At 71.5% G+C, this 26,570-nt stretch carries 31 protein-coding genes; 12 read left to right on the top strand and 19 right to left on the bottom strand.

Annotated elements, in window-relative coordinates:
- Position 1: 1 nt before the first annotated feature.
- From L3X23_RS33970 to L3X23_RS33945, 5 genes are all read right to left on the bottom strand, one after another.
- Entirely contained in the window at positions 2-1,846 is a 1,845-nt protein-coding gene (locus L3X23_RS33970) for a type IV secretory system conjugative DNA transfer family protein (RefSeq protein ID WP_237197742.1), read from the bottom strand.
- Positions 1,846-2,352 (bottom strand): hypothetical protein, encoded by a 507-nt coding sequence (locus tag L3X23_RS33965; protein WP_237197741.1) that lies wholly within the window; start codon positions 2,350-2,352, stop codon positions 1,846-1,848. The genes L3X23_RS33970 and L3X23_RS33965 overlap by 1 nt, the downstream gene beginning before the upstream one ends.
- On the bottom strand, positions 2,349-2,798 hold the full coding sequence (locus L3X23_RS36465; protein ID WP_308116977.1) for a WhiB family transcriptional regulator: 450 nt from the start codon (positions 2,796-2,798) through the stop codon (positions 2,349-2,351). The genes L3X23_RS33965 and L3X23_RS36465 overlap by 4 nt, the downstream gene beginning before the upstream one ends.
- 116 nt (positions 2,799-2,914) lie before the next feature.
- Complete coding sequence (locus L3X23_RS33950; protein WP_237197739.1) at positions 2,915-3,142, bottom strand: hypothetical protein; 228 nt, start codon at positions 3,140-3,142, stop codon at positions 2,915-2,917.
- Entirely contained in the window at positions 3,142-3,420 is a 279-nt protein-coding gene (locus tag L3X23_RS33945; RefSeq protein ID WP_237197737.1) for a hypothetical protein, read from the bottom strand. Before L3X23_RS33945 ends, L3X23_RS33950 begins: the two co-directional genes overlap by 1 nt.
- A gap of 128 nt (positions 3,421-3,548) precedes the next feature.
- Here L3X23_RS33945 and L3X23_RS33940 point away from each other — a divergent pair, with 128 nt between their 5' ends.
- On the top strand, positions 3,549-3,917 hold the full coding sequence (locus L3X23_RS33940; RefSeq protein WP_237197735.1) for an XRE family transcriptional regulator: 369 nt from the start codon (positions 3,549-3,551) through the stop codon (positions 3,915-3,917).
- Between the two features lie 162 nt (positions 3,918-4,079).
- On the opposite strand, the gene L3X23_RS33935 is transcribed toward L3X23_RS33940, so the two are convergent.
- Positions 4,080-5,021 (bottom strand): NAD-dependent epimerase/dehydratase family protein, encoded by a 942-nt coding sequence (locus tag L3X23_RS33935; RefSeq protein WP_237197733.1) that lies wholly within the window; start codon positions 5,019-5,021, stop codon positions 4,080-4,082.
- Positions 5,022-5,130: 109 nt separating this feature from the next.
- Between L3X23_RS33935 and L3X23_RS33930 the strand changes: the two genes are divergently transcribed.
- Positions 5,131-5,736 (top strand): dihydrofolate reductase family protein, encoded by a 606-nt coding sequence (locus tag L3X23_RS33930; RefSeq protein ID WP_237197731.1) that lies wholly within the window; start codon positions 5,131-5,133, stop codon positions 5,734-5,736.
- A gap of 49 nt (positions 5,737-5,785) precedes the next feature.
- Here the strand turns inward: L3X23_RS33930 and L3X23_RS33925 are convergent, their stop codons facing one another.
- Complete coding sequence (locus tag L3X23_RS33925) at positions 5,786-7,222, bottom strand: helix-turn-helix transcriptional regulator (RefSeq protein ID WP_237197729.1); 1,437 nt, start codon at positions 7,220-7,222, stop codon at positions 5,786-5,788.
- Positions 7,223-7,363: 141 nt separating this feature from the next.
- On the opposite strand from L3X23_RS33925, the gene L3X23_RS33920 reads away from it, so the two are divergent.
- On the top strand, positions 7,364-7,735 hold the full coding sequence (locus L3X23_RS33920; protein ID WP_237197727.1) for an NUDIX hydrolase: 372 nt from the start codon (positions 7,364-7,366) through the stop codon (positions 7,733-7,735).
- Between the two features lie 53 nt (positions 7,736-7,788).
- Here L3X23_RS33920 and L3X23_RS33915 read toward each other — a convergent pair whose 3' ends face one another.
- A complete protein-coding gene (locus L3X23_RS33915) occupies positions 7,789-8,277 on the bottom strand; it encodes an Rv3235 family protein (protein ID WP_237197725.1) in 489 nt (162 codons plus the stop codon).
- A gap of 476 nt (positions 8,278-8,753) precedes the next feature.
- On the opposite strand from L3X23_RS33915, the gene L3X23_RS33910 reads away from it, so the two are divergent.
- The 4 genes from L3X23_RS33910 to L3X23_RS33895 all read left to right on the top strand — a co-directional run bounded on the left by L3X23_RS33910 (position 8,754) and on the right by L3X23_RS33895 (position 12,224).
- The gene (locus L3X23_RS33910; protein WP_237197723.1) at positions 8,754-9,044 is read left to right on the top strand and encodes a hypothetical protein; all 291 of its coding nucleotides are present in this window, start codon (positions 8,754-8,756) and stop codon (positions 9,042-9,044) included.
- Between the two features lie 240 nt (positions 9,045-9,284).
- Positions 9,285-10,097 carry a hypothetical protein gene (locus L3X23_RS33905; RefSeq protein WP_237197720.1) on the top strand — a complete coding sequence of 271 codons (813 nt, stop codon included), beginning with the start codon at positions 9,285-9,287 and terminating at the stop codon, positions 10,095-10,097.
- Between the two features lie 154 nt (positions 10,098-10,251).
- Complete coding sequence (locus L3X23_RS33900; protein WP_374204968.1) at positions 10,252-11,205, top strand: cation diffusion facilitator family transporter; 954 nt, start codon at positions 10,252-10,254, stop codon at positions 11,203-11,205.
- The gene (locus L3X23_RS33895) at positions 11,202-12,224 is read left to right on the top strand and encodes an NAD(P)-binding domain-containing protein (RefSeq protein WP_237197717.1); all 1,023 of its coding nucleotides are present in this window, start codon (positions 11,202-11,204) and stop codon (positions 12,222-12,224) included. Before L3X23_RS33900 ends, L3X23_RS33895 begins: the two co-directional genes overlap by 4 nt.
- A gap of 80 nt (positions 12,225-12,304) precedes the next feature.
- Here the strand turns inward: L3X23_RS33895 and L3X23_RS33890 are convergent, their stop codons facing one another.
- The 11 genes from L3X23_RS33890 to L3X23_RS33840 form a co-directional block, all read right to left on the bottom strand.
- Complete coding sequence (locus L3X23_RS33890; RefSeq protein ID WP_237197714.1) at positions 12,305-14,392, bottom strand: cation-translocating P-type ATPase; 2,088 nt, start codon at positions 14,390-14,392, stop codon at positions 12,305-12,307.
- The gene (locus tag L3X23_RS33885; RefSeq protein ID WP_237197712.1) at positions 14,385-14,741 is read right to left on the bottom strand and encodes a metalloregulator ArsR/SmtB family transcription factor; all 357 of its coding nucleotides are present in this window, start codon (positions 14,739-14,741) and stop codon (positions 14,385-14,387) included. Before L3X23_RS33885 ends, L3X23_RS33890 begins: the two co-directional genes overlap by 8 nt.
- A gap of 32 nt (positions 14,742-14,773) precedes the next feature.
- Positions 14,774-15,484 (bottom strand): M23 family metallopeptidase, encoded by a 711-nt coding sequence (locus L3X23_RS33880; protein ID WP_237197710.1) that lies wholly within the window; start codon positions 15,482-15,484, stop codon positions 14,774-14,776.
- 143 nt (positions 15,485-15,627) lie between these two features.
- Positions 15,628-16,167, bottom strand: a complete 540-nt coding sequence (locus L3X23_RS33875) for a heme-copper oxidase subunit III (protein WP_237195897.1) — start codon at positions 16,165-16,167, stop codon at positions 15,628-15,630.
- 62 nt (positions 16,168-16,229) lie between these two features.
- Complete coding sequence (locus L3X23_RS36460) at positions 16,230-17,978, bottom strand: cytochrome c oxidase assembly protein (protein WP_237195895.1); 1,749 nt, start codon at positions 17,976-17,978, stop codon at positions 16,230-16,232.
- Entirely contained in the window at positions 17,975-20,122 is a 2,148-nt protein-coding gene (locus L3X23_RS33865; protein WP_237197708.1) for a cation-translocating P-type ATPase, read from the bottom strand. The genes L3X23_RS36460 and L3X23_RS33865 overlap by 4 nt, the downstream gene beginning before the upstream one ends.
- Positions 20,119-20,694, bottom strand: coding sequence for a TlpA disulfide reductase family protein (locus tag L3X23_RS33860; RefSeq protein WP_237197706.1), 576 nt, complete (start codon positions 20,692-20,694; stop codon positions 20,119-20,121). Before L3X23_RS33860 ends, L3X23_RS33865 begins: the two co-directional genes overlap by 4 nt.
- Entirely contained in the window at positions 20,691-21,296 is a 606-nt protein-coding gene (locus tag L3X23_RS33855) for a vitamin K epoxide reductase family protein (protein ID WP_237195889.1), read from the bottom strand. Before L3X23_RS33855 ends, L3X23_RS33860 begins: the two co-directional genes overlap by 4 nt.
- Positions 21,293-21,949: a DsbA family protein gene (locus L3X23_RS33850; protein ID WP_237195887.1), complete on the bottom strand. Its 657-nt coding sequence runs from the start codon at positions 21,947-21,949 to the stop codon at positions 21,293-21,295. The genes L3X23_RS33855 and L3X23_RS33850 overlap by 4 nt, the downstream gene beginning before the upstream one ends.
- Entirely contained in the window at positions 21,946-22,434 is a 489-nt protein-coding gene (locus L3X23_RS36455; protein WP_237195885.1) for a L,D-transpeptidase, read from the bottom strand. Before L3X23_RS36455 ends, L3X23_RS33850 begins: the two co-directional genes overlap by 4 nt.
- 87 nt (positions 22,435-22,521) lie before the next feature.
- Positions 22,522-22,905 (bottom strand): hypothetical protein, encoded by a 384-nt coding sequence (locus tag L3X23_RS33840; protein ID WP_237195884.1) that lies wholly within the window; start codon positions 22,903-22,905, stop codon positions 22,522-22,524.
- Positions 22,906-23,051: 146 nt separating this feature from the next.
- Here L3X23_RS33840 and L3X23_RS33835 point away from each other — a divergent pair, with 146 nt between their 5' ends.
- The 5 genes from L3X23_RS33835 to L3X23_RS33815 all read left to right on the top strand — a co-directional run bounded on the left by L3X23_RS33835 (position 23,052) and on the right by L3X23_RS33815 (position 26,495).
- On the top strand, positions 23,052-23,390 hold the full coding sequence (locus L3X23_RS33835; RefSeq protein ID WP_237195882.1) for a hypothetical protein: 339 nt from the start codon (positions 23,052-23,054) through the stop codon (positions 23,388-23,390).
- Between the two features lie 100 nt (positions 23,391-23,490).
- A complete protein-coding gene (locus tag L3X23_RS33830; RefSeq protein ID WP_237197704.1) occupies positions 23,491-23,784 on the top strand; it encodes a hypothetical protein in 294 nt (97 codons plus the stop codon).
- A complete protein-coding gene (locus tag L3X23_RS33825; protein WP_237195878.1) occupies positions 23,781-24,740 on the top strand; it encodes a cytochrome c oxidase assembly protein in 960 nt (319 codons plus the stop codon). The genes L3X23_RS33830 and L3X23_RS33825 overlap by 4 nt, the downstream gene beginning before the upstream one ends.
- A complete protein-coding gene (locus L3X23_RS33820; protein ID WP_237195877.1) occupies positions 24,737-25,213 on the top strand; it encodes a hypothetical protein in 477 nt (158 codons plus the stop codon). The genes L3X23_RS33825 and L3X23_RS33820 overlap by 4 nt, the downstream gene beginning before the upstream one ends.
- Positions 25,214-25,256: 43 nt before the next feature.
- Positions 25,257-26,495, top strand: coding sequence for an Nramp family divalent metal transporter (locus tag L3X23_RS33815; RefSeq protein WP_237195875.1), 1,239 nt, complete (start codon positions 25,257-25,259; stop codon positions 26,493-26,495).
- Positions 26,496-26,570 lie beyond the last annotated feature (75 nt).

The following is a 26,570-nucleotide window of genomic DNA, read 5'->3' as shown; positions in this document are numbered from 1 at the left end:
ATCATGCCTCCTCTCGGACGTCGACGACCTGGCCCTCGACGACGAGTGCGTCCCCGGCCAGCCGCACGGCGGCGGGGCGGGTGAACGCCGGCCCGGGCCAGCCCGGAACCACGCGAGCCAGCGCCTTCGCCGCGCCGGGCAACCACCCCGCCAGCCCGACGAGCCGAGTGGCCGTGCGGGGGCGGCGCTCGCAGAACCGGGCCCACCGCAGGTCTCGTCGTCGCCACGCCATCTGGGCCCGCCCGACGACCGGGGGAATCCCGCGCCGGATCACCAGCACTTTCCCGGTCGGCAGGTTCGCGATCTGCGCAGGCGCGAGGACAGGCGTCTTGCGGGTCGTGCGCGCCGCGGTCCGGCCGCGCGGGTCGAGCGTGTCCGCAGGCTCGTCACGCTCACCGGTCAGCGTCGACCAGAACTGCAGGTCCTCACGGTCCCGGGTCCCGCCGAACACCATCACCGCACCGGCGTTGTTCAAGATCGTCGCCGCGCCGTGCTCGCCATAGCGGGCCAGCAACTGCGCCCGGGACTGGACGACGATCAGGATCGTCACCCCGCGCCCACCCATGTCCGCGGTCCACGCCTCCAACGGGACAGGGCAGATCAAGGCGGCCTCGTCGAGCGCCAGGCGCAGCCCCGGGTCCAGGCGACCACCCGGCTTCGTCGCCGCGATCCGACGGGCCTCGCGGGCGATGTAACCCGTCAGCGCTGTCACCAGCGGGGCGGCGTGCGACTCCTCCCCGCCAAGCAGGAACACCGTGCCGCGCGTCGCCAGGAGCTCCGCGACGTCGAATGGGCGCGCACCCTCGGGCCCCAACCCCGCCGCCTCGCGCGCAGCCGCAGAGGTCAACCAGCCGAGCGCGGGCATGATCGTCGAGGTGATCGACGTCCGGGTGCGGTCATTGGTGCCGACGAACTGCTCGAACGACACCCGGAACGCCGGCTCCGGTGAGCGCCGCAGGAGCCCCGTGACCTCCTTGTGCGCCGACTCCGGGCTGGCGGTCCAGTCCAGGACCTCGCGCATCGAGCGGTGCCCGAGCGCCGCTGCGTGCAGCAGGGCTTCCAGCACTCGTCGTCCCTGCAGGTCCCAGTACTCGCGGTCTCCCCCGGTGCCGCGCGAGGTCACCGCGGACAGCAGGTCCGCCGCCCGCTCGGCGGCCGCCACCGGGTCCTCGCAGCCGGTCAGCGGATCGAACGTGATCGAGGACGCCACCCCACCCAGCCCGGACGGGTTGAACGTGACGACCGGTCCCTTCCGCTCCCGGTACGGGGTGCACAGCTCGCGCAGATCCAACCGGGTGCTGGTGGCCAGGACGGCACCCGGTGCGTCGATGATCTGCCCGGCGAGCCACCCCGACTTCCCCGACCTCGGCCCGCCGACGGACACCACGACGTCCTCAACCGACGACCACACCCACTGCGACCCCGACCGGCACAGCCGCACCGCCACCTCGCTCACCGGCAGCGCCAGCAGCTCGCGCCGCGTCGCACCCTCCAGCGAGGGACGCACCGTCCCCGCCTTCCGGAGCATCGCGCCCGATCCCGCGAACCGGAACACGTCGGCAGTCGAGGCGACGCCGGACTTGCGCCGCGACCGCGCACCCCACCGCGACACGATCGACGACGACCGCGTCCACCGGTGCCGGACGACCAGCAGACCCAGCACGGCGACCGCGGCCAGGAACGGCCACGACAGTGCCTGCACGATCGTCATCAGCGGAAACGCGGCCATGACCAGGAGCCCGAGCGCGATCCCACGAGCCCGGCGGGTCCACGCGACCACCGCGGCGGTCACCAGTCCCAGCAGAATCAGCGGGGTCGGACTGAGCAGGACATCCATGGCAGCCATCAGTCGTCCCACCCTGTGTCGATGCGCCACTGCGCGAGCACCGCGCGATGCCGCGCGCAGGTGTCGGCGTGCCCGGACTCCTGGTCGTCCGGGTGCGAGCTGTCGGTGGGCCCGTAGTCGGTGACCAGCTGGCCGCAGGACCCACAGCGCCATGACGTCGACGGGCTGCGGAACGAACGCCGATGGGCGTTCGCGCGACGGCCCTCCACAATGTCGGCGAAGGCCGCCTCGGCGCGCGGCTCGTCGCTGTCCGTGAGGCCGAGCGCCTCCCCGATCTCGTCCCACGTCCGTCCGGCGGCGCGGGCGTCCCTCGCCTGCTCGACGAGCAGTCCTCGCGCAGCATTGGCGAGCGCCCGTCCCGCGCGTACCCCCGGCAGCGGATCCACCAGACGTCGACGGGTCAGGACCTGGTAGCCGGGAATCGGCTCGACGACGACCTCGCCGCCGAACTCCTCCACGGCAAGCCGCTCGGCGAGCTGACGGACCCGCTCTCGTGCCGCGGTCATCGCGCGCTCCCGACGCTCTGCGCCGCCGCCCAGCGATCCACCGTCCGGCGTGAGACGCCGAACTGCCGCGCCACCCGCTCCCGCGAGGTGCCTGCTGCCAGGGCCCGTCGACCTGCGGCGATCACCTCGCCTCGCTGTCGCGTCCATTCCTGCAGCGCCGTCCGGGGCAGCTCGTCGGGCCGTTGGAAGGCTGCCGCCCGCTCGGAAGCCTCGCGGCCGCGCCGGAGCTCGCTGCGCTCCTCCGCGTCCATCCCGCCCGCCACCCCGTACGGCAGCGCGTCGAGCGCCCAGTCCAAGCACCGTGCCCGCACCGGGCAACCGCCACAGATCTCCTTGGCGCGCTCCACCTGCTGCTCGCGACGCTGCCCCGACTCCGCGACCGGGAAGAACACCTCCGGGTCGACGTCGCGGCACACCGCGTCCGCCATCCAGTGCGGCCCTACCATCGTGATCTCACCTGCCGTCTGCTGATGTGCGGTGAGAGCGGCCCGGCGGCTGTGTCCCGCCAAGAACCCGTCGCCGGGCCGCCCCACCTGGTCTCGCCATCGCGTCCACTCGTCGGTCATCGACCCGCCTCCAGCGGCTCGCTGGTCAGCGCCGGCGTCGCGGCGCCGTCGACGGCGTTCATGAACGTGCTGATGGCCTCGGGCAAGCCCTGCCCGGCGGGCGTCGCAATGAACAGCACGAGCGCCAGGAGCGAGAACGCGACCGCGCCTCCCGAGGCCCGCACCTTGGCGCAGATGACCGCTCCGAGGATGGCCACGAAGATCAACACCCCGACCGCGGACATCAGGCGACCTCCCCGCTCCGCGCCGCCCGGGTGTCCGGGTGCGCCATGACCAGCGCGTCGTCGCCGCCTTCGGCCCACGCCTCGGCCGCAGCACGGCTGACGTACCAGCGGTTCCCGATCCGCCGGGCCGGAAGGTGCTCCGGGATGAGGCGGCGGATCCTCTGGCAGTTCGAGCTGGCCGAGCCGTGCTCCCCCACCTCCCCGAACCACAGGAGGGCAACCTCCTCGACGGTCATCAGCAAGCCGGATCGGTCCGGCACCTCAACGTGTTCACTCATGATCAGCTCCCCTCGACTACTCGATACTAGCATCAATTGTAGTCAATATTGACGCTGGCTGGACCGACCTGTGGGCAACACCGGCACCGATCGGTGCCAGCGAGATGGACGTGCCCTAGCCTTCGCGTGTGGTGAGCAACGAACGCGAGGACTGGTCCGCGGTGGCAACCGCGATCGGCTCACGCCTCGCCGAGACTCGCATGACGCAAATGGAGGTCGCGTCGGCCGCGAAGGTCTCGCTCACCACGCTGCGGGAGCTCCAACACAACCTGAACCCCCGCCGTCGCCGTCCCCAGACACTCACGGCGATCTCCGAGGCCCTCGGCTGGCCCCCGGCCTACCTGGAGCAGGTCCTTCGCGGCGAGACGGCCTCCGTCCACGCGGACGAAGCGTCGGACCCGGTCCTCAAGGCCCTCAAGGGGCTCGAGGAGGAGGTTGCCTCCCTCCGGGCCCGCCTCGACCGGCTCGAGCAGCAGCAAGCCGACGAAGGCGCATAGCCCGCAGCTCCGCGACCCCCTCGGCGACCTCGTCGAGCTGGCTCCGCAGCGCCGCCACCCGCTGCTGAAACTCCGCGATCTCTGTCATGCATCACAGAGAACCGCAGATCAGGGCTGCGCAAGAGGGAGTCGCGAGTCGGAACCCGGGTATTCCACAGCCGACTATTCGCCAGCGGAATCCCTGCTGGTCACAGCGTTGTAGGCGTCGCGGACGATCTGCCTCAGATCGGACCGCTGGGGCCGCCAGCCAAGCTCCTTCTCCGCGAGCGAGGGATCGGCGAGCAGCACCTTCGGCTCGTCCGCGGGCGGGTTGTGCTTCACCGGCAACGGCCGCCCGATGACCTCCTCGGCAGCAGCTATGACGTCCGCGATGGTCGAACGATTCCCACTCCCGACGTTGTAGGCCTTCCACGTCCCCGGCTCGCAAGCGTCGAGCGCCCGGACGAACGCGTCAGCCATGTCGAGGACGTGCAGGTAGTCCCGCACGACGGAGCCGTCACCGTTCACAGTCAGCTCGGGCGCCTCGCCCCGCGCAACGGCGACGATCTTCGGGATCAGACGACTGGTGTCCGGGTCGGCGTGGGTCCCAACGCCGCCCGCGATGTTGAAGGCGCGCAGGCTAATCGCCCCGATCGCACCGGAAGCGGCAACGTCCGCGATCGCCCGGTCCGCAGCGAGCTTCGTGCTGCCGTATGGGTTTGTAGGCATCGGGACCTGCGCCTCAGTGATCGGCTGGGGCACGTCCTCGCCGTACACAGCACACGTGGACGCGGCGACGAACCGTCCGGGCTCTGGTTGTGCCGCAATCGCTTCGAGCAGGGCCAGAGTCCCGCTCACGTTCGTCCGCCAGTAGCCAAGCGGGTCAGCCCGGGAGTCTCGAACGCGAGCGAGCGCGGCGAGATGGCAGACCGCCTCCGGTTGCTCTGCCCCGACGATCTCAGCCAACGCCCGCGCATCCCGCAGGTCACCGTCGGCCCGGCGCACCTCCGCTGGCAGCTCACGCTCCGACCTCGTCAGGGCCACCACATCATGGCCGGACGCCCCAAGCGCCTGAGCGACGGCGTATCCGACGAACCCGCTTGCACCGGTGACCATGACCTTCATCGATGGAGAAGGCTAGGCCATCCAGTCACCCGGCTGACCACTGCGGACCGATGAGTTCAGGTCCCCCTCCAGGTCCACTCTCGCGACGACCGAGGAAAGGACACCGCTCATGTCGGAGCTGCTCGTAGACTTCATCACCTCCCTCGACGGCTACGCGTCCGGCGAGGGATGGCCCGGGTTCTGGGGACTCGAAGGCCCGGAATACCTCGCCTGGCTGGGCGAGCAGCCCGAGGTCACCTACCTCATGGGAGCGAACACCTACCGCCTCATGTCGGGCTTCAGCGCCGGCGAGATCCCCGACGGCCAGGACGAGTTCCGGCCGGAAGAGGAGGCGTCCGTCGACGAGCTAACCCGAGCGCCCAAAGTGGTGTTCTCCTCCTCGCTCCGCGGTCCGCTGACCTGGGCCAACTCCACCCTCGTCAGCGACGATGCCGCCGAGACCGTGCGCGCGATGAAAGCGAGCGGATCAGTACTCCTCAGTACGATCGGCAGCCTCAGCCTCTGCCGGTCCTTGCTCCGCGCCGGACTCGTCGACCGGCTCCGAGTCGTCATGTTCCCGGTCATCACCGGAGCCACCGGCGCAGAACGCATCTACGACGGCTACCCGGACGTCGCGCTCGAGATGACCGAGCACCGCACCTTCGACGGCCGAATCCAGATGGTCGAGTACGCACCTCGGGTGCTTGAGCACCCGCCGCTCGGCGCCTCGAACTGACGCTCACACGCCTGCCGAGGGGTTGACTGAGTCGTCGCGAACTGCGGGTTCAGCGGCCGAGTAGCTCGCGCCGGTGCTGCCAGGCCAACTCGATGCAGGCCCTGGCGATCGGGGAGAGCGGCTCGTCGCGAAGCCGCTCCCGTGCGTCCGAGGTGAAGGGGATCCCGACAGCGGGCTTGTCCGCGTCCGTGCTGACCGCGGCGCCCTCCTCGTTCACCGCGACCATGTCCCGGAACAGCTCGTCGAAGACCGGCGCCTCGATCACGGCGACGGTCAGCAGCTCGACCCACAGCGTCAGGGGCTCCAGGACGAGCGCCAGAGCCGACACCCGGAAGTCGCCCGCAACCCGCGCCCGCTCGAAAGACGCGAACGGCTCCTCGGCGAGGTAGTCGATTGGGTCGACGCTGTTGCCGTCGTGCTCGGCGTTGCCGAGGAATTCCTCCGAATACTCGCGCTGGATGTTGCGCCAGAACGAGAAATCGTTGGCCTGGTGCGCGGGCGCGAGCGCGGCAGGCTGGAACGCACCCGCGGGAACGACATGGAACATCCCGCCCGCCGCAGCGACGGCGCCGGCGTTGCGGCGGTGCAGGTACATCCGGTGGCCGTCGATGGGATCGCGGCGGATCGTCAGCGTGTTGACGCTCGGCAGCATCGGCCGGGCCGTGAGGTCGAAGGGGTCCTCGATCAGGCGGCGGAGCGACAGGTCCGCAGGGCTCGGGCGCTTCCGACCTCGCCGCTGCCAGGCGTCGGCGAACTCGTGCCCGACCGCCTCGCACACGTCGAGCACGTCGAAGTAGCTGGTGTAGTTGAAGCCGAACCGGCCACGGCCTCCAGACCAGTCCGCAGACAGCAGCCGATAGCTCGCCCGGTTGTCCAGCAGCTTCGGCCGCGCGAGATCGCGCAGGGTCCGCGAGTATCGGTCATACGGCTCACCGGATGCACGGAGCGCCCGCGCAGCCGCGGCCTCGTCGACCTTGCCTGTGATCGTGGGCGTCGGGGACTCGGCCAGCCACGTCATCTCAACGTCGGCGAGATCGACCGGCGCGTCTGGCACCCAGCCGGGGCCGGCCAGCACGGTGGTCCCCGCGACGCGCTCTTCTTGCGGGTAAAGCTCGGCGGCAAGGTCTCCGAGCAGCGCGCGGTTGCCGTTGAGCTCCTTGCGGATCTCGCGCCAGCGCTCCTGGCTCTGCCGCACAGGCCCCGGCTCCAGGCTCACTGCGCCGGGCCGCGCGATCGCGTCGCGGGAGTTGTCCGGCAGGATTCCGAGCCGCTCAGGCGGGATGCCGAGCTTGGCCGCGATGTGCCGGAGCTCGACAACGTCGCGCAGCGCCTGAGACCCCTTCTCCAGCTTCGACAGCCTCGACTGCGTGGTGTTCAGCAACTCGGCCGCGTCCTGCTGGGTCAGTCCCTCGCGCTGGCGGTACCAGCGGATGATCTCGCCGACGTCGGACCCGTCGGGAGGCGCAGCTGCCACGGTCTCGGCCACGTGGAGCCATGCTTCTCCACGATCCGCACCTGCCTGCATCCGGCCCCCGCACGCTCGTCGTCTTAGCGTCCTGGCCGACCGATGATCGCACCCGACCCGCCGAGTTCGTGGCGCTTTGACCAAAGAGGGCACGCTGGTGGCATGCCCGACGTCGTCGTCGCCGTGATCACCGGGCCGGAGGGTGTCCTGCTCATCCGGCGGCGGGACGACGTCCCGCCCTGGGTCTTCCCGGGCGGCAAGGTCGAGGCGGGGGAGTCTCCCGCCGCTGCCGCCCGGCGGGAGGTCCTGGAGGAGACCGGCGTCGACGTCGCCATCGCCGAGGAGTTGGGCAGCCGCATCCACCCGACGACCGGCGCCTCGATCACCTACGTCGCTGGCGTGGCGCTGACGTCGACCACGACGACGGCCGACCCGGCCGTCGTCGAGATCCGGTGGGCGCCGCCGTCCGCGCTCTCCGCTCTCATCCCGCTCGCGACGATCTTTCCGCCGGTCCGGCGGCACCTGTCGATCTGAGCCAACCGTGGGAAAGGCCCGGCGAGGTGTCGTGTCCTCGCCGGGCCCGCCTTTCACAGGATCCGGACCATCGTGCAGATCCACTCCCCCTCGCCGGTGACCTGGAACGTCGCGGCCAACGCTCGCCGCCGACCCCGGATCTGCAGCGAGCTCGCGGTCTCGATCCGGCACCGGTGCGGCTGCGACGGGTGGAAGCTGACCACCTTCGCCGCACCCGCGACCAGCCGCGGATCCACCGGGGCCGCCCGCAGATAGCGGCCGACCTCCGGCACCGCGAGATGCGCGACCTGCCGCCACGGACGACGACCGTCGAGCACCTCCATCAAGAGGGCCAGCGTGCGAAACGCCGTCCGGATGGCGTCGGCGCTCGGGACCAGGTCACGGACCAGCGGTCCGACAGGGACCGGCGTCCGCTCGGCGATCTGCCCACAGGTCGGGCAGATCTGGACGACGGGCGGCTCGGTAGCGACGCCTCCGAACACCGGCCGGCTGCTGTCAGTGGCGTTGTGGTTCTCCTCGTGGTTGCGGGTCGGGGACGGCATGGCGACGGCTCCTCTGCTCCGGAAGGAACCGGCCCGAGAAGCTGGCAGTAGCCGGTGGGCCGGTAGCGGGGCGCGGTGCGAAGCGCCCGCCCCTGCCGTCCGCGCCCGACTCCGCCCGGCGAGGCTCGCGGGCAAGGGCGGCCGCAGGCCGTCGGCGAAGCCGATGCGCAGCACCCTTTCTCGTGAGACCGGGCGGAGTAAGCGGCCCACCTGGAAGGACAGCCCGGCCGAAGGCCGGTCCGCGGCACGCCAGTGCCCGCATGTGGGTTGTCCACAGGTCGAGAATCCGTACGCGCACCGACCTGATGCCGACTTACGTTGAGTGCATGACGTGTACGCCACTGCCCAAGCCAGTACCGTTGACAAACAGTCCTCTCGCGGCGGCAGAGCTGGATCTTGCACTGGCTGCGAGAGCCGCCTCGGACTACGCACGGGGAATGGTGCCCCAGGTAGGTTCCGCATCGGTCGAACCAGGCATGCTGACAATCGACGCAGTCGTGCTCGTCCGACATGCCCAGGCAGTTCTCGCCGCTGCCGTCCACCACGACCTGATCCGCGGCGCGAGCGAGTTTGCTGTCAGAGCTTCGCTCGGTCTCCACCCCGACCAGGCTTTGCCGTGCGCAGAGACGCGACTCAAGAGCTGTTCCGCTGAGGTCATCGACGACCTTCTGTTCGAACTGGACTCCTGGGTCCGCCGTCACCACGAGCCCGATGAACCCGTACCTCCTCGGCAGGCTGTCACCGATGCAGTCATCACCCATCTCTGAGGTTGCCCGGTTGAGACAGAGCACCAGATCGGACCGTCTACCAGCGGTCCCGCCACGCATCGAGGCTCCTCGGATAGGCGGGCAATCATGTTCGCGGGCACGGCCGGGTGCTCCGGTTCGCCCTGCCGCTCCCACTGCTCGCCGCGGTGTGCGCCACCTCGTCGACAAGCGTCTGCCGTTCGGCGCGGCGAGGCGGGTGGGAGAACCCGTCGCGAGGAACAAAACCGGACACTTGTTCGCGTGACCGATCCTGGCCGTGAGCTCCTCTCCAAGATTGAAGAGGCCATCCTCGACGAGGGCACCAGCACAACGTCGATCCTCAACATGTGCATCGTCCTCGGAGGACGATCGGATTCGACGCGCCTTCGCGACTGGGCCAGCCGGGAGCTCAAGGGATACACCTCGCGTGACGGATTACCCGACTACCGGACCGTGCATGCCGCGATCCTGCTGGACGCCTTCGTCGGCAACGGAAAGATCACCGGACAGCAGGTCGGGGCGGAGCAGCTTCCCGAATTCGTGCGAGCCGAAGGCATCGGCAACGAGCTTCCCCTCCTCCAGCCGCTCGCCCAGCTCGAGGCGATGGCGACTCGGGACAAGCCCACCCAGCTCGTCCTCCCTGGCGCAACCATCATCATGGAGGCAATCGACAAGGCGAGCGGAAGCCCATTCCAGCACTGCACCGCGCTGTACTGGTCCCTCGCCCCGGAGGTCATTCGTGGTGTCGTCGGCCAGGTACGCACAGCTGTCGCTGAGCTCGTAGGTGAGCTGCTGGCCGCATTGCCTGCTGGCGAGGCTCCCACCCGCGATGCGACCGATCAAGCAGTGTCCTACGCGCTCGGAAACATCGGCAATCGCGCCCATGTGACGATCAACACCGGACAGGCCAGGGACGGAGCTACGGCGCAGGTCGCCACTCTTCCAGACTCGGCAGCCCAACCGGAGTCGTGGTGGACCCGGTGGCGCAAGCGCGGCCTGGTCATCGGAGCCGCCACCGTTGTCGCCGCGGTGGCGGGGGTAGCCACGTGGCTGGGCTGGAATCCGTTCGTCTGATTACCCCCATCGGCCCTCCCGTTCGCCCGTTGACGGCTGGCGTGACGAGCCAGCTCGTGGGCTCCGCATCGTCGTGACGGCCCGGGGATGGGCACCGAGCTGCCACACCGCTACTATTTATGCATAGATTCGCATGTGTTGATGGGAGTTGGTCGTGGGGCACGGGCATGGTCACGGAGCCGCGGTGGGCACATCGGCGGGTGCTGGCTACCGGCGTCGGCTGGCGTTCGCATTAGGACTCACGGTCACCTACATGGCGGTTCAGGTGGTCGTCGGCCTGACCAGCGGGTCACTCGCGCTGCTGTCGGACGCGGCGCATATGGGGACCGACGCCCTCGGGCTCGGTCTGGCATTGGCGGCAGTCACCCTGGCCAACCGGCCGGCGGCAAGCCAGCGGACCTTCGGCAACTACCGGCTCGAGGTGCTCGCCGCCGTCGGGAACGCCCTGCTGCTGTTCGGCGCTGCGGCGTACGTCTTCGTCGAGGCGATCGACCGTCTCGGGGACCCCACCGAGATCGCTGCGATCCCCGTCCTCATCACCGCCGCCGTCGGGCTCCTCGTCAACGTCATCAGCATGCGCCTGCTCGCAGGCGGCGCGAAGGAGAGCGTCAACGTCAAGGGCGCCTACCTCGAGGTGATGGCCGACATGCTGGGGTCGGTCGGTGTCATCGCCGCCGCAATCATCGTCTGGACGACGGGTTGGGCGTACGCCGACACCATCATCGCCGCGGGAATCGGGCTGTTCATCCTGCCTCGGACTTACGTGCTGCTCCGCCACGCCGTGCGGATCCTCATGGAGGTCGCGCCGCCGGAGGTGGACGTGGAGGCCGTCGAGCAGCGACTGCAGGGAATCGATGGCGTCGCCGACGTCCACGATCTCCACATCTGGACCATCACCTCAGGCATGGAGGCCGCCAGCGTGCACGTCCTGGTGCAGTCCGACGACCAACTCCACTCCGTGCTCGACGAGGCGAGGGCCGTCCTGGTCGGAGTCGGGGTCACCCGGTCCACGGTCCAGGTCGAACCCGTCGCACATGGTGTCGAGTCCGCCTCGGACGACCCGGCCCACCGGCAGGAACCCGCCGCTGACCGCGAGTCCGCACCGTGACCGGGCTCCCCGAGCGTGTCGGAGTCCTCGTCGTGGGTGCCGGTCAAGCAGGGCTCGCCGCCGCCTGGCACCTCGACCGGGCCGGTGTCGACTACATCGTCGTCGATGCGGGCGCGCGGATAGGCGACAGCTGGCGGCAGCGCTGGGACTCCCTGACGCTGTTCACCTCGGCCGGTGCGAACGCGCTGCCCGGCTTTCCGATGCGCGGGACCGGCCGCCGCCCGACGAAGGACGACGCCGCGGATCACCTGGAGCGGTTCGCCCGGGACAGCGGGCTGCGCGTGGCGCTCAACAGCCCGGTGACCCGCTTGCAGGCGCACGCCGCGGGCTTCAGAGCCGCCGTCGGGGACCGAACCCTCGCCGCCGACCGGGTGGTCGATGCCGGCGGGTCGCATCGGGTGGCCCGGGTCCCCGACTTCGCCTCCACGCTGCCCGCTGAGGTCGCTCAGCTCACCTCGGCCGAGTACCGCAACCCGCCGGCGGTGCCCGCCGGTCGGGTCCTGGTCGTCGGCGCTGGGAACTCGGGAGCGGAGATCGCGATCGACCTGGCACGTGGCGGCCGCGAGGTGCTGCTGGCCGGGCGGGACGTCGGCCGCATCCCACCCGTGGGCACCGCGGCGTTCACCCTCATGCGCCACGTCCGCGCCGAGAGCATCATGGGGCGACGTTTCATCTCCCGGACCGGCGGCGGGGGCGATCCGCTCGGCCGGGTGCGGCCGCGCGACTTCGAGCGGGCCGCCATCACCCGGATCGGCCGGGTCACCGGGCTCGACCGAACGGGGCGACCGCTCACAGCCGAAGGCCCGGTAGAGGGGGTCTCGGCCGTGGTCTGGTGCACCGGACTGGGACCCGACCGCGGCTGGCTGGATCCGGAGCTGCGCGCGCCCGGGACTCCCGGAGTGTTCCGACTGGGAGTCCCCTATCAGCGGACGCTCGCGTCGCATCTGATGGGCGGGGTCGGCCACGACGCCGCCGCGCTGCTCTGGTCCGGCGCCCTCGATCTCGCTCCACGTGCATGATCCACGGCTCGACCTGAGCCGGGCCGACGCTCGTCGACGTCGTCGCGGCCGGTCCGAGGCTCACGAGAGTCCGATCCCGCTCAGGCTCGCCGGTCTGCGCGGGCATCCTCGACCGCCGCCTCCGGCGCGCAGCAGGCACATCCTTCGTCACGGCTCTCCGCCATCGCAAGTGGCGGCGTGGGTGCCGCGACAGGTGACGGTGCACAGCACGCGTCCTCGACGGCCGGGGCAGGCGCCACACTCACGTGGTGTCGCTCCGCCCGCGTGACCGGCGCGGCGGCGAGTCCGGGCAGGCGCTTCGTCCGGGCCGCGCGGACGGCGTTGAGGATGACCAGCACCTCGGCGGCCTCGTGCACCACCACGACCGTCGCCAGGCCGAGCACACCGAAAGCGGCCAGCGGGATCAACGCACCGATGATCAGCAGCGAGAACCCGACGTTCTGCACCATGATCCGCCGCGCCCGCCGGGCATCGGCGAGCGTCTGCGGCAAGTGCCGCAGGTCCTCCCCCATCAACGCGACGTCCGCGGTCTCGATCGCCACGTCCGTCCCCATGGCGCCCATCGCGATCCCGACGTCGGCGGTGGCGAGCGCGGGCGCGTCGTTCACCCCGTCGCCGACCATCGCCACGCGACGCCCGCCCGCGATGCGGGGCAGCAGCGCGGCCTTGTCCTCAGGGCGCAGCTCGGCGTGCACGACGTCGATCCCGGCCTGCTCGGCCAGGGTCGCCGCCGTCCGAGCGTTGTCCCCAGTCAGCATGGCCACCTCGATGCCCAGCTCCCGGATCCGCCGCACGGCCTCCGCCGCCTCGGGGCGTAGCTCGTCCCGTACCGCGACGGCGCCGAGCAGTGACCCGTCCCGTTCGAGGAGGACGACCGTGGCGCCCCGGTCCTGCAGCCGCGCGACGTCCGCACCCCACCCGCCGGCATCGACCCAGCCGGGCTTGCCCAACCGCAGCTCGGCACCGTCCACACGCCCGGTCAGACCGTGCCCGGCGACGGCCACGACGTCCTCGGCGGCGACGCCGGGACCGGCTGCGGCCAGGATCGCCGCGGCCAGCGGATGCTCACTGCGCGCCTCCAGCGCGGCGGCCAGCGTCAGGACCTCGTCAGCACCGAGCACCTCGACGACCTCGGGGCGGTTCCGGGTCAGCGTCCCGGTCTTGTCCAGCGCCACCGCCCGGACCCGGCCGAGCTCCTCCAGCGCGGCCCCGCCCTTGATCAGCGCACCGTGGCGGCTCGCCGCACCGACCGCGGCCACGACCGTCAGCGGCACGGAGATCGCCAACGCACACGGGGACGCGGCCACCAGCACGACCAACGCGCGCTCCACCCACAGCATCGGGTCGCCGAGCAGCGCCCCCACCCCCGCGACCACGGCGGCGAGGATCATGATCGCGGGAACCAGCGGGCGGGCGATCCGGTCGGCGAGGCGTTGACCGGCGCCCTTGCGCTCCTGTGCCTGCTCCACGAGGTGCACGATCCGCGCCAACGAGCTGTCCGCGGCCGGAGCGGTCACCTCGACCTCGATCGCGCCGCCGCCGTTGATCGTCCCGGCGAACACCGCATCCCCCGGCCCCGCCTCGACCGGCACCGACTCCCCGGTGATCGCCGAGGTGTCCAGGCTGGTCCGCCCGGCTCGCAGGATCCCGTCGGTCGCCGCCCGCTCCCCCGGCCGCAGCACCAGCAGGTCCCCGACCACCAACTCGTCCGGGGACACCGTGAGCTCACGCCCGCCACGCAGCACCGACGCGGTCGGCGGGACCAGCCCGAGCAGCGCCCGCAGGCTGCGCCGAGTGCGGGTGACCGCGTAGTGCTCCAGCCCCTCGGCGATCGAGAACAGGATCCCGAGAAGCGCAGCCTCGGTGTACTGGCCGAGCGCGACCGCGCCGATCGCGGCGATCGTCATCAGGGTGCCGACGCCGATCCGACCGTGCCGCAGGCTGCGGAGCGCGCCGGGTACGAAGGTCGACGCCGCCAGCACCGCCGCGGCGATCTCCAGCACCGTCGACATCGGGCCGTCCGCGCCGATGAGCCAGGCGATCCCGAGCAGGACCGCGGCGCCGGCCGCGAACTGCAGCTCCCGCACCTGCCACAGACGAGTGGAACCGTGGTCGGGCTCGTGATCCTCCGTCGCGGGCGCCTCGGGCCCGCAGCACGCGTCAGCCATGGACCTGCTCCCCCACGACCGCCTCGACCAGCAACCCACCCCGCGCGGTCAGCCGGTACATGACCAGCCGACCGTCTCGCCGGGACTCCACCAGCCCGGCCGCCTTCAACAGGCGCAGATGGTGCGAGACCAGACCCTGCGCCTGCCCGACGACCCACCCGACGTCACACACGCACAGCTCCTCGCCCGCCCGCAGCGCCGTCGCGATCCGCAACCGCGTCGGATCCCCCAATGCACGCGCCGCAGCGGCCAGCGGCTCCACGGCGCGCACGTCCGGGAGCTCCGTGCGGATCCGCTCGGCGTGCGGGAGATCAAGACACAACAGGTCGCAGGCGTCGGGTTCGGTCACATCGACATACTCATACTCGTCGATACATCGAGTCAAGTAGGTGGCGCGGCTCCGCCTGCTCGTGGAGCCGCCTCGACGCTCAGACCACGTCGTGCCAGCCACTTGCCTGGATCTGCCCTCGCACCGTCCGCGGCCCAGATCTCGAGGTGCAGGTGAGGACCCGTGGACTGTCCTCGGTTACCCATCAGCGCGATTCGGTCACCGGCTCGCACGGACTGCCCCTGCCGCACCAGGCTTCGGTCGATATGTCCGTAGACGCTGAGGGACCCGTCCGAATGTCTGATCCGAACCCACAGCCCGAATCCCGAGGCAGGCCCGGAGTCGACGACCACGCCATCGGCAACGGCGAAGATGGGCGTTCCCACGCGGTTGGCGATGTCCATTCCGTAGTGGGTCCCTCCCCAGCGCGGCCCCGCCGCCGAGGTCAGCCTGCCGACAGTCGGGAATGCGTACGCCACCCCTGCGTCGCTGACCGCCACCTGGGGAGCGCCCTGCGCAGCAGCCGCTGTACGCAGATCGGCCAGTGCTGCGATCCGCTCGGCCAGACGCGCCGCCTTGTCCAGCGATGCCAGCGAAGTCTCGTGTGTTTCGACGGCGGCCACCGGCGTCGCGAGCCGGCCGAAGTCGGCGGCGGGATCGTGGCGCTCTGCCACACCGATCATGGCGACGGGGGCGACGGCCGCCACCGGCTCGGTGCCGGGGGCGGGAACCAGCGGGATCGCGGCCGGCACGGCCGCGGCCACGGCGCCGCCCGCGAGGGCCAGGAGGTGCTGGGCCGCCGGGTGGCTGCGCCTCTGCAGAGCCCTCGACCCGTGACGGCGAGCGTGTGAGGACCGCGAGTTCGCCATGGCGCTCGTCCTCGGTGCTCCCTGATCTCGGTCGTCTGTCAGCGGATGAAGTAGATGACGGCGAACAGCCCGATCCACACCACGTCGACGAAGTGCCAGTAGTAGGACACGACGATGGCGGCGGTGGCCTGGGCCGGGGTGAACTTGCTCAGCGTGGTGCGGATGAGCAGCAGGGTGAAGGCGATCAGCCCGCCGATGACGTGCAGGCCGTGGAACCCGGTCGTCATGTAGAAGACGGTCCCGTAGACCCCGGAGGAGATGGTCGTGCCGCTCTCGACGAGCTCGTAGTACTCGTATCCCTGACCGATCACGAAGATCAGCCCGAGGGCCAGGGTCAGGAGGTACCAGCGTCGGAGGCCGAAGACGTCTCCGCGCTCGGCGGCGAAGACGCCGAACTGGCAGGTGAAGGAGGAGGCGACCAGGATTGCGGTGATCGTGAGCGCGTAGGGCACGTTGAGGTGCGTCGGGGGCGGGGGCCATCCGGTCTCGGGGGCGTTCTGCGCGCGGGCGGTGAAGTAGATCGCGAACAGGCCCGCGAAGAACATCAGCTCGCTGGCCAGCCAGACGACCGTGCCCATGCTGACGATGTTGGGTCGGTTCAGCGAGTGGACGCGTGTGCTGATCTGAGGGGAACCGGCGGTCACAGTCTCTCCATGTCAGGTGTGGGGGCGAGCGGGGTGGGGTCGTGGCGGGCCCAGCGGGTGACGAGCACGGCGACGGCGGCGACCATCCCGGCTTCCCCGATCGCCCAGCTCAGGGCGGCGCCCAGGCGCTGGTCGGCGAGCAGGTCCGGGACGAAGGGAAGGGCGACGGCGCCGTAGAAGTCCTGGGCGAGCGGGGTCGCGCGGCTCAGGAGCCAGATGGCGAACCCGGCGTGCAGGGCCATGACGGCGAACGCGGTGGCCAGCCTGCCGATCTCCGGCAGACCACCGTGGCCGAGCAGGACCCGGAACAGCAGCAGTCCTGTCCCGAGGCCGACGGCGTCCATGGCCGGGTGGGACCAGTGGTCCAGCACGACGGCGTCGAACAGGCCGGTGGCGTAGGTGCCGAACAGCGCTACCGCGACCATGGCCCAGGCCACGGCCGGGTGGGTGAGAGCGGGTCGGTCGAGGAGCGCGTCGACGCGGCGTCCGAGGCGGGGAGCAGCTGCCCGGAGCAGGGTGAGCGGGTGCCCGAGGACCAGGAGCAGGGGCGCGATCGTGGCCGTGAGGGCGTGGGCGACGAGGTGCACGCTGAGCACTCCGGTCGCGTAGGTGCCGATGCCGGACGACGTGGCGACGAGCAGGACCGCGCAGCCCGCGAGCCAGCACACGGTGCGGTGCACCGGCCACGACCCGGTCCGGCGCACCCCGATTACGTAGATCACGGCCGCAGCGACGGCGAGCGGCGCGTAGATCAGGTCGGGGCGCCACCGGGTGACCAGGTCGAGTGCCGTGAGGTGGTCGGGGAGCTCGTAGCCGAGCAGGAACACCAGGCGGGTGACCTCCGCGCCGTCGTCGGTGGGCGGCACGAGCCTGCTCATCGCCGCCCCGGCCGCCGCGGCGACCCCGAGCAGCCCGAGCTCGACGGCGAGGGACCGGGTGCGACGCAGGAGCAGGACCAAGGCGGCGGTCGAGACCAGGACCAGCGCCCCGTAACCGGTCGTGACCAGGTGCCCGGGGCGGACCGCGAGCGCCGTCGGCACCACCGCCGAGCCGACGATCGCCACGAGCGCCGCGGTCGCCGTGCGCCGGTGGCGGCGCTGCGCGACGGGCCCCAGCCCACGCACGGCGATCGCGCTGCCCACCCAGAGCAGCGCGGCCAGCGCGTGCAGCGTGGCGGAGTCGCCGGACCAGTCGTGGTCGCGCGAGCCGTTCCCGATCGAGGTCATCGGAGCCACGGCGAGCCCGAGCAGCAGGAGGGTGAGGAGTCCGACGGCGCCGCGCCAGCTCAGCACCGCGCCCGCCAGTCCCGCGACCACTGCGGCGACCGCGCCGGTGATCACCCAGCCCGTCGCGGGTTCGACGGCGCCGAGACCGGTGAGCAGCAGGTCCGGGCGGGTCAGGTAGGTCGCAGGTGGGGTGCCGACGGTCTCCGCCGCGGTCAGCGCGCCGACCAGGAACGCCGCCACCGCGAGTACCGCGGCCGCGGGGCGCACGCTCAGCAGCCCGCGATACCCCTGCGGAGTGACGGTCCCGTGCGGCTCACCCGGCACCAGCACCGCGGCACGCCAGAGCCCGCCCACTGCCACTGCGGCGGCCCCGAGCGCGGTGACGTGGGCCAGCGGCAGGCCCGCATCGACGACCGGGCCCAGGCCCGGGTAGCCGTAGACCTCCGCGATGCTCGGCGCCCACAGCGCCAGCGCAGTGGCGGTGACCAACGCGAACGCCGCGATCCCGAGCCAGATCACCGGAGCTCCTGGAACTTGCGCAGCCGCAGGCTGTTCGACACCACGAACACCGAGGACAGGGCCATCGCGGCGCCGGCGACCAGCGGGCTGAGCAGCCCGGCGACCGCGAGCGGGAGCGCGGCGACGTTGTAGCCGAACGCCCAGACCAGGTTCGCGCGGATGGTGCGGTGGGTGCGGCGGGCCAGGGCGATGGCGTCCGCGACGACAAGCAGGTCGTCGCGGCCCAGCACCACGTCGGCCGCCTCGATCGCCGCGTCGGTCCCTCGCCCGACGGCGATCCCCAGGTCCGCGGCGGCGAGCGCCGCGGCGTCGTTGATCCCGTCCCCGACGACGGCCACCGACCGGCCGGCGGCCTGCAGCAGCCGGACCTCGGCGACCTTGTCCTCCGGCAGCGCCTCGGCCACGACCTCGTCGATCCCCACCTGGGCGGCGACAGCGTGCGCCGTGCGCGGGTTGTCGCCGGTCACCATCACCGGGGTGAGGCCGAGCCGACGTAGCGCGGCCACCGCGGCGGCGGCACTGTCCCGGACCCGGTCGGTCACCTCGATCGCCCCGCGGGCCTCGCCGTCCCAGGCCACGACGACGGTCGCGCCCACGTACTCGGACGGCACCGGGATCCCGCGGTCGGACAGTAAGGACGGTCGGCCGAGCAGCACCTCGCGCCCGTCGACAGTGCCGCGGGCGCCGAGACCCGGCAATGCCGTGAACCCGGAGACGGTGGGCAGACCCTGGGGCGCGGCGCGGACGATCGCCGCGGCGATCGGGTGCTCCGACGCCGTCTCCACCGCGGCGGCGAGGCGCAGCAGGTCGGGGTCGGTGCCTCGCACCGCGACGACCTCCATCCGCCCCTCGGTGAGGGTGCCGGTCTTGTCGAACACCACCGTGTCCACGGCGTGGGTGGACTCCAGTGCACGCGCGCCCTTGAGGAAGATCCCCAGCTGGGCGCCCCGGCCGGTGCCGACCAGGATCGCCGTCGGCGTGGCGAGGCCGAGCGCGCACGGACACGCCACGATCAGCACCGCGATCGCAGCCGTGACCGCGGCGGACACCGACGGCCCCCAGACCAGCCAGCCCACCAGCGTCAGGGCGGCGAGCGCGACGACCGCGGGCACGAAGACCGCCGAGACCCGGTCGGCGAGCCGCTGGACCGCCGCCTTGCCCTCCTGCGCCTGCTCGACGAGCCGCGCCATCCGCGCCAACTGGGTGTCGACCCCGACCCGCACCGCGCGGACCAGCAAGGATCCCGCGGCGTTGACCGTGCCACCGACGACCGTGTCCCCGACGGTCACGTCTCGCGGCACGGACTCTCCGGTGACGACCCCGGTGTCGACAGCCGAGAAGCCCTCGACGACCACCCCGTCGGTGGCGATCTTCTCGCCGGGCCGGACCCGGAACTCGTCGCCGACACCGAGCGCTCCGATCGGGACCCGCCGACCGTCCGTGAGCTCGACGTCCTTCGCGCCCCACGCCAGCAGGGTGCGCATCGCCGACCCGGCCCGGGTCTTGGCGCGGGCCTCGAAGAACCGACCGGCCAGCAGGAACGTGATCACCACGGCCGCGACGTCGAAGTAGAGCGCGTCCTCGGTGCGGGTCAGCGCCGCCCATCCCGCGCCGAGTCCCGGCTCGACCGGCCCGCCGCGGAGCATGACCCACACCGACCAGCCCGTCGAGGCGATCACGCCGAGCGAGACCAGTGTGTCCATCGAGGAGGTCCCGTGCCGCAGCCCGTTCCACGCCGCGCGGTGGAAGGGCCAGGCGCACCAGACGACCATCGGCACGGCGAGCCCCAGGCAGACCCAGGTCCAGCCCGGGAACCGGAACTCCGGGAACAGCGACAACGCCAGCGACAGGTCCGCCAGCGGCACGGCCAGGATCGCCGCGACGGCCAGCCTGCGTCGCAGGTCGACGACCTGTTCATCCCCGCCGTCCGGCGCGTCGGCCACCCGCTGCGCGGTGTAGCCGGCCCGCTCGACCTGCGCGATCAGCACCTGCGGGTCCGTTTCCGGTGGACAGTCGACCCGCGCGCGCTCGGTGGCCAGGTTGACCGTGGCGACCACGCCGTCGAGCTTGTTGAGCTTGCGCTCGACCCGACCCGCGCACGCCGCGCAGGTCATGCCGCCGATCTGGAGGTCGTAGCTGCTCATTCGGCAGCCACCCGGTCCACGACGGGCCGCAGCTCGCTCATCCGGACGGCCCCGAGGAACACCGCGGCGACCCGGTGGCTGCGGTCGAGCACGATCGTCGACGGCACGACGTTCGGCGGGAACCCACGCAGCGCCAGCAGCGAGCGCCCCGCCGGGTCGAACAGCGACGGGTACTCCACCCGACGCGAACGCAGGAAGTCCTGGGCGGCCTGGCGGTCGTCGCGGACGTCGATCCCGAGCAGGATCACGCCGCGGTCGCGGGTCTGGGCATAGGTCTCCTGCAGGTCCGGGATCTCCTCCCGACACGGGCCGCACCACGAGCCCCAGATGTTGAGCACCACGACCTGGCCCGGGAAGTCCGCGAGACCGAGCCGCCGGTTCGGATCGGCCAGGTCCTCGGCCTCCAGCCCGGTGACCGCGCCCCGCTCCTCCGGGTCGTAGGTCAGCCGGGTCTGACCGCCCGGGGCGACGAAGGTGAATTCCTTGGCCTGGCTCGGCGCCGTGCCGTCCGAAGGCCGGTAGGAGCACCCGGCGAGCACCAGGATCGCCAGGGCTGCGACGACCCACCTCACAGCGTCGACCAGAACGACCAGAACCGGATCGCGACAAGTGCGAGCAGCACGGCGAACCACACCGCGAGAGGGACCGAGTGCAGCCGCGCGAGCGGGTTGCCGGGCCAGCGCCGGTGGAGGTTGCGCAGCGTGACGTACCAGAAGATCGGCACGATCACCGCCCACACCGCCATGCAGTACGGGCACAGCGCCCCGATTCGGTACAGGCTCTGGAAGATCAGCCAATGCACGAACACCGCTCCGGCGGTGACTCCGACCTGCAGACCCGCCCAGTACCAGCCCGCGAACCGGGCGCCGGCCAGCAGCCCCGCACCCGCAGCGACGACGATCGCGAACCCGGCGATGCCCAGCAGTGGGTTGGGGAACCCGAAGACCGCGGCCTGGTCGGTGCTCATCACCGAGCCACAGCTCAGGACCGGGTTGATGCTGCAGGTGGGGATGTAGTCCGAGTCCGCCGCCAGCGCGAACCGCTCCACGGTGAGAACGAAGGCGGCGACGAACCCGACGAGACCGCCGAGCAGCAGCAGCCACGGCAGGCCGCGCGCGAAGGGCTCCCGGCCCATCGCCCTCGGCGCCGCGGCCCGGTCGACGACCGCGCTCATCGCGCGAGCGCGGCGTCGAAGGCCGAGGTCAGATCCCCGACGCTCTGCGGCTGCAGGCGCTGCCCGTCGAGGAAGAACGTGGGCGTGCCCTGCACACCCAACGCCTGCCCGTCGGCCTGGTCGGCGCGGATCCGATCGAGGGTCTCGGGGGCGTTGTAGACGCGGTCGTACTCGTCCATGACCAGACCGAGATCGCGGGCGTAGCCGCGGAACCTGTCATCCATCGGGACCTGCTGCTCACCCCACTCGAGCTGGGTCTCGTACATCCGCTTGTACATGCCCTCGAGCTGCCCCTGCTGCGCGGCGGCCTCGACAGCGCGGGCGGCGCGTTCGGCGTTGAAGTGGCTCGCGATCGGGAAGTAGCGGATCACGAAGTTCACGCGGTCGCCGTACTCCGCGCGGAGCTGCTCGATCACCGGATAGACCGCGCCGCAGGCCTCGCACTCGAAGTCGAGGAACTCCACGAAGGTCGGGCCGTCGGGCGCGGTGCTGAGCCGGTGGCTGTCCGGGCGGGCGGCGATGCCCGCCGTCCCGCTCCCCCCGGCGCTGGAGTCGGCCGGGTCCGCACCGCCCCACGGCACCAGCAGCGCCACCAGCACCCCGACGACGGCGACCAGCACGACGCCGATCGAGATCTTCGCGTTGCGGGTCACTTGACCTGCACCTCGTCCCCGACGAGGAGGTCGGCGAAGAACGCCTGGGCGTCCTCACGCACCAGCTTCACGCACCCCGCCGACGGCGTGGTCTGCCCGCCCTCGTGGAAGGCGATCCCCCCGGGGGCGAAGAACACCGAGTACGGCATCGGAGTGTTGAACTCCCGGCTCGTGTACGACTCGGCCTTCCACTCCACCCGGTAGGTGCCGGGCGGGGTCGGGGTCTCCTCGTCACCGTCGACGAACCGGACCGCGCGGGTGACCTGCCCGCCGCGGATCAGCCACGCGTTGTGAGAGTCGAGGTCCACGCAGGCGCGCGCGGAGGTCGTGCACGGCGTGCCGGGGACGATGTTCGCCGGTGTCGGGCCGGGCGGCGCGACATAGGGCCGGGTCGAGGTGGGCACACCCGCGACGGCGACGCCGGCGGCCGCGACGAGGGCGACGGCGCTGGCGCCGAGCACGGCGAGGACTCGGGATCGGGACACGTCGGTCTTCCGTTCTCGCTGAAGGACCCGCTCAGGGCGGGTGGGTCGGCCAGGACCGGCCCGTCACGGACGGGGCCGGTGGGCCGATCAGCGCCTACTGACGCAGAGCTCCAGGCACAGCGCGGAACCGCCGGGCACATCCAGCGGGCTTGCAGCGAGGGCACAGTGCGCACCCGGCGACGACCAGACCGGGCCCAGGTCCAGGACCGCTGGGGCCGGCGCGAGATCCGACGACGCGGCCGTGCGCAACACGGTCGCGCCCGCCCCGTCGTGCAGCGGGTGCGTGTCGGGGCAGACCGGCGGGGGCTCGGGGACGGGGTCGCCCGCGTAGGCGATGGCCGCGACCGGGGTGAACGAACCACTACTCGGACCGTCAGCCGCGCAGTGAGCGAGCAGCGCCACCGCCATCAGCACCAACACCAGGAGGGTGCGCACGCCGCGATCGGCCGCCGACCACCTCACCCCTGTCACGGTTCGTGAGATTACCCAGGCCCCGGATCGTCACCGCCGTGCGCCCATCGGAGTGACGACGCGGGCGGCACCCCGCCGGCGGCGGGGCCGCTCGACACCGTACGGTCGAAAGGCAACCGGCGGACGCATGAGGCGGGAGGTGCCCGATGTCCGGCACCCTCCACCGTGGCCTGGCGTTCCTGCTCGCCACCCTGCTCGCGCTCGTCGCCGGATTCTGCGCGACGACCACCGCGACGGCGGGCCCGGCGATCACCTCCACCGGGCACCACATCGTCCACGACATGCACTGCGACCCGGCACCACCCAGCGATCCGACCACTGTGCGTAGTCAGGCTCCGAGCCTCGTGGTATCCCTTCCGGCCCCGGAGACCGCACCGTCGACCGGACCCCGGGTCCGCACCGGCGCCTGCACACCCGAGCACGACCCCGGCGCGGCGTCACCGGGACGCTCCACCCTGCTCGCGATCGGCGTCGACCGGAACTGAGGCACCCGGGCCTCACCGTCGAGGTGTGGCCTCCGTGCCCTCGCCCTCGGCCCGCCCACTCGGCGGCCGATGGTCCCGCCGCCCGTGAATCGAGCACCCCATGGCCGCAGCGCCGCCACCTGCCGTCTCCCCCGTCCCGATCTTGTTGATCATCGCGGGTCTCGTCCTGCTCTGCCTGCTCATCGCCCTCGCCCAACGCACCGACCCCAGGCGGCGGCGTCGCCTCGTCGACCACGAGAACCCGAGGCCCGAGGGCCCGGAGCCCGGCACCGAACCCGAGCCCGGCGACTCCGGCTCGGATGCGGCGAGCCCCGAACCCGACGGCTCGCCGTCCCCATCCGGGTCGACCGATCAGGCGCCCTCCGCCACCGGTCGCGACGGAGCCTCGTCGTGAACGGCCCGATCCCCCCGCCACCCGACCTGCACGCCCTGTTGACCAGTTGGACCATTGAGCCCGCAGTGCTGGTCGCCCTGATCCTGGCGGGCGCCGCCTACCTCGCCGGAGTGCGCCGCGTCCGACGCCGCGGCATCACCTGGCAGCGCGGACGGACCGTGCTGTGGTTCGTCGGTCTGGGCACGATCGCCCTGTCCACGTTCTCGGCGATCGGGGTCTACGACGACGTGCTGTTCAGCATGACGGCCGTTCAGCACATGTTCCTGCAGATGATCGCGCCTGCGCCGCTGGGCATGGCGGCCCCGGTCACCCTCGCCCTGCGCGCTCTCACCGGCCGTCCCCGCAAGACGCTCCTGGCTGTGGTGCACAGCCGCTACGTCCGTGTCCTCAGCCATCCCCTGGTCGCCTACGTGCTGTTCGTCATCAGCCCGTTCGTGATCCTCTACAGCCGCCTGTTCGAGCTGGGCCTCACGAACTCCTGGGTGCACAATCTGACCCACCTGCACCTGGTCCTGGTCGGTGCCCTGCTCTACTGGCCGCTGCTGGGCATCGACCCGCTCCCCAACCCCATGCCGTACGTGATGCGGCTCCTGCTGGTCATCGGGCTCGGCCCGGCCCACATCGTCCTCGGCATTCCCATCATGCTGCGGGACAGCCTCATCGCCGCCGAGCATTTCATGATCATCGGAATGCAGTGGGGCAGCGACCCGCTGGCGGACCAGAAGGTCGGCGGTGGCCTCCTGTGGATCTTCGGCGACGTCGTGGTGCTGTTCCTGCTCGCCGGGATGTTCGTGCAGTGGAACCGCAGCGAGAAGCGCGAGCAGCGTCGCGTGGATCGGCACCTGGACCGCGTCCACGGCACCGCCGCGACGACGGTGCCGTGGTGGCTCGCCGAGGATCCACGTGCTGCCCGCTCGCTACCCGGGTTCGCAGCCGACGAGAGGCCGGCCCGATGACCACGGATCCCGACGACACCGAGCTGGTCCCCGTGCTCGTCCCGCGGCGCTTGCTCGAGGCTGTCAATGCCTACGTCGCGTCCGCCGGCGAACCCATGCCGAGGATCCCGCTCTGGCTGTGGGAGGTTGCCGACTTCCGAGCGTTGCGCCATGACCTCCGACCCAGCACCGCACGGATGATCACGATCTTCGACGCACTCGCAGCCGAGCCGGACGTCCGCATCTCCGGAACCCGGCTCAGCAATGCGACGGGCCTGCGGCGCGGTGAGATCCGGGGCGCGTTCTCGGGCTTCACCCGCGTCTGTCGCACCTTGCGAGCCGCCGGCGAGCTCGAATGGCCGGTGCTCTGGGAGCTAGGACCGTCTGCACAGGACGGTCAGCGCACCGAGGTCCACTACACGATGCCCGCCGCGCTGGCGCAGCGCTGGCACGAATCCGGAGATGACGACACAGTGGGGCCGGTCTCACAGTGAGACATGTCTTCCCCTCACTGATAGACACGTCTACCTTCCCGACATGGACACGACGACGGCCCTTCCGGGGCGGGGCCTGCGGGCTCGGCTCCTTGTCGCGGGACCGGCCTTCGTCGCCGCGATCGCCTACATCGACCCCGGCAACTTCGCGACCAACTTCGCCGCCGGGTCGCAGTACGGCTATCTGCTGCTTTGGGTCATCGTCGCCGCCAACCTGCTCGCCATGCTGGTCCAGACCCTCTCGGCCAAGCTCGGGCTCGCGACCGGGCTGAACCTCGCCGAGCTGTGCCGCGAGCGGTTCTCCACGCCGGTGCGATGGGGCATGTGGGCCCAGGCCGAGATCGTCGCGATCGCCACCGACCTCGCCGAGGTCATCGGCGGCGCCGTCGCGCTGTACCTGCTCTTCGGCATCCCGCTGTTCACCGGAGGCCTGATCACCGGCCTGGTCGCGTTCGCGCTGCTCGCCCTGCAGGTCCGCGGGCACCGGCCGTTCGAACGTGCCATCACCCTGCTGTTCGTCGTCATCCTCGTCGCCCTGCTCAGCACCGTCTGGCAGGTCGACGTCTCCGCATCCGGCGCCGTCGCCGGGCTCGTTCCGCGATTCGCGGGCACCGAGACCGTGCTGCTCGCGACCGGCATCCTCGGCGCCACCGTGATGCCCCACGTGATCTACCTGCACTCCGCGCTCACCCAACGCCGCATCGTCGGCGCCACGACCGACGAGCGTCGCTTCATCCTGCGCACCACCCGGTTCGACGTCCTCGCGGGCATGGGCACCGCAGGAATCGTCAACGCGTCCATGCTGCTCATCGCCGCCGCCGTCTTCGCAGGCTCGGCCATCCCGAACACCGACACCCTCGAAGGCGTCCACGCCGGACTCGGGATCGCCGTCGGCTCCGGGGCCGCCCTGGCCTTCGGCATCGCCCTGCTCGCCTCCGGCCTGGCCTCGTCCGGGGTCGGCACCTACGCGGGCCAGGTCGTGATGCAGGGCTTCATCCACCGCAGCATCCCGATCCTGCTCCGCCGCGCACTCACCCTCGCCCCCGCGCTCGTCGTCCTCGGCCTCGGTGTCGATCCCACCGCCGCGCTCGTGCTCTCCCAGGTGGTCCTGTCCTTCGGCATCCCCTTCGCCCTGATCCCCCTGGTCCTCTTCACCCGCGACCGGGCGATCATGGGCCCGCTGGTCAATCACCGCCTGACCACCGCGGCGGCGATCGTCGTCGCCGCGCTGATCATCGGACTCAACGCCTTCCTCATCGGCGACGTGCTGTTCGGAGCCTGAGGTCAGGGACGAGCCGCACCCGGCGCCCGGCTAGCCTGGTCGTCGGCTGGTCGGCGCTCGCCGATCCCGGTGGTC

It is taken from the genome of Pseudonocardia sp. WMMC193 (assembly GCF_021728735.1).
Taxonomy (GTDB): Bacteria; Actinomycetota; Actinomycetes; order Mycobacteriales; family Pseudonocardiaceae; genus Pseudonocardia; species Pseudonocardia oroxyli.
This window is presented reverse-complemented; position numbering and strand designations above follow the sequence as displayed.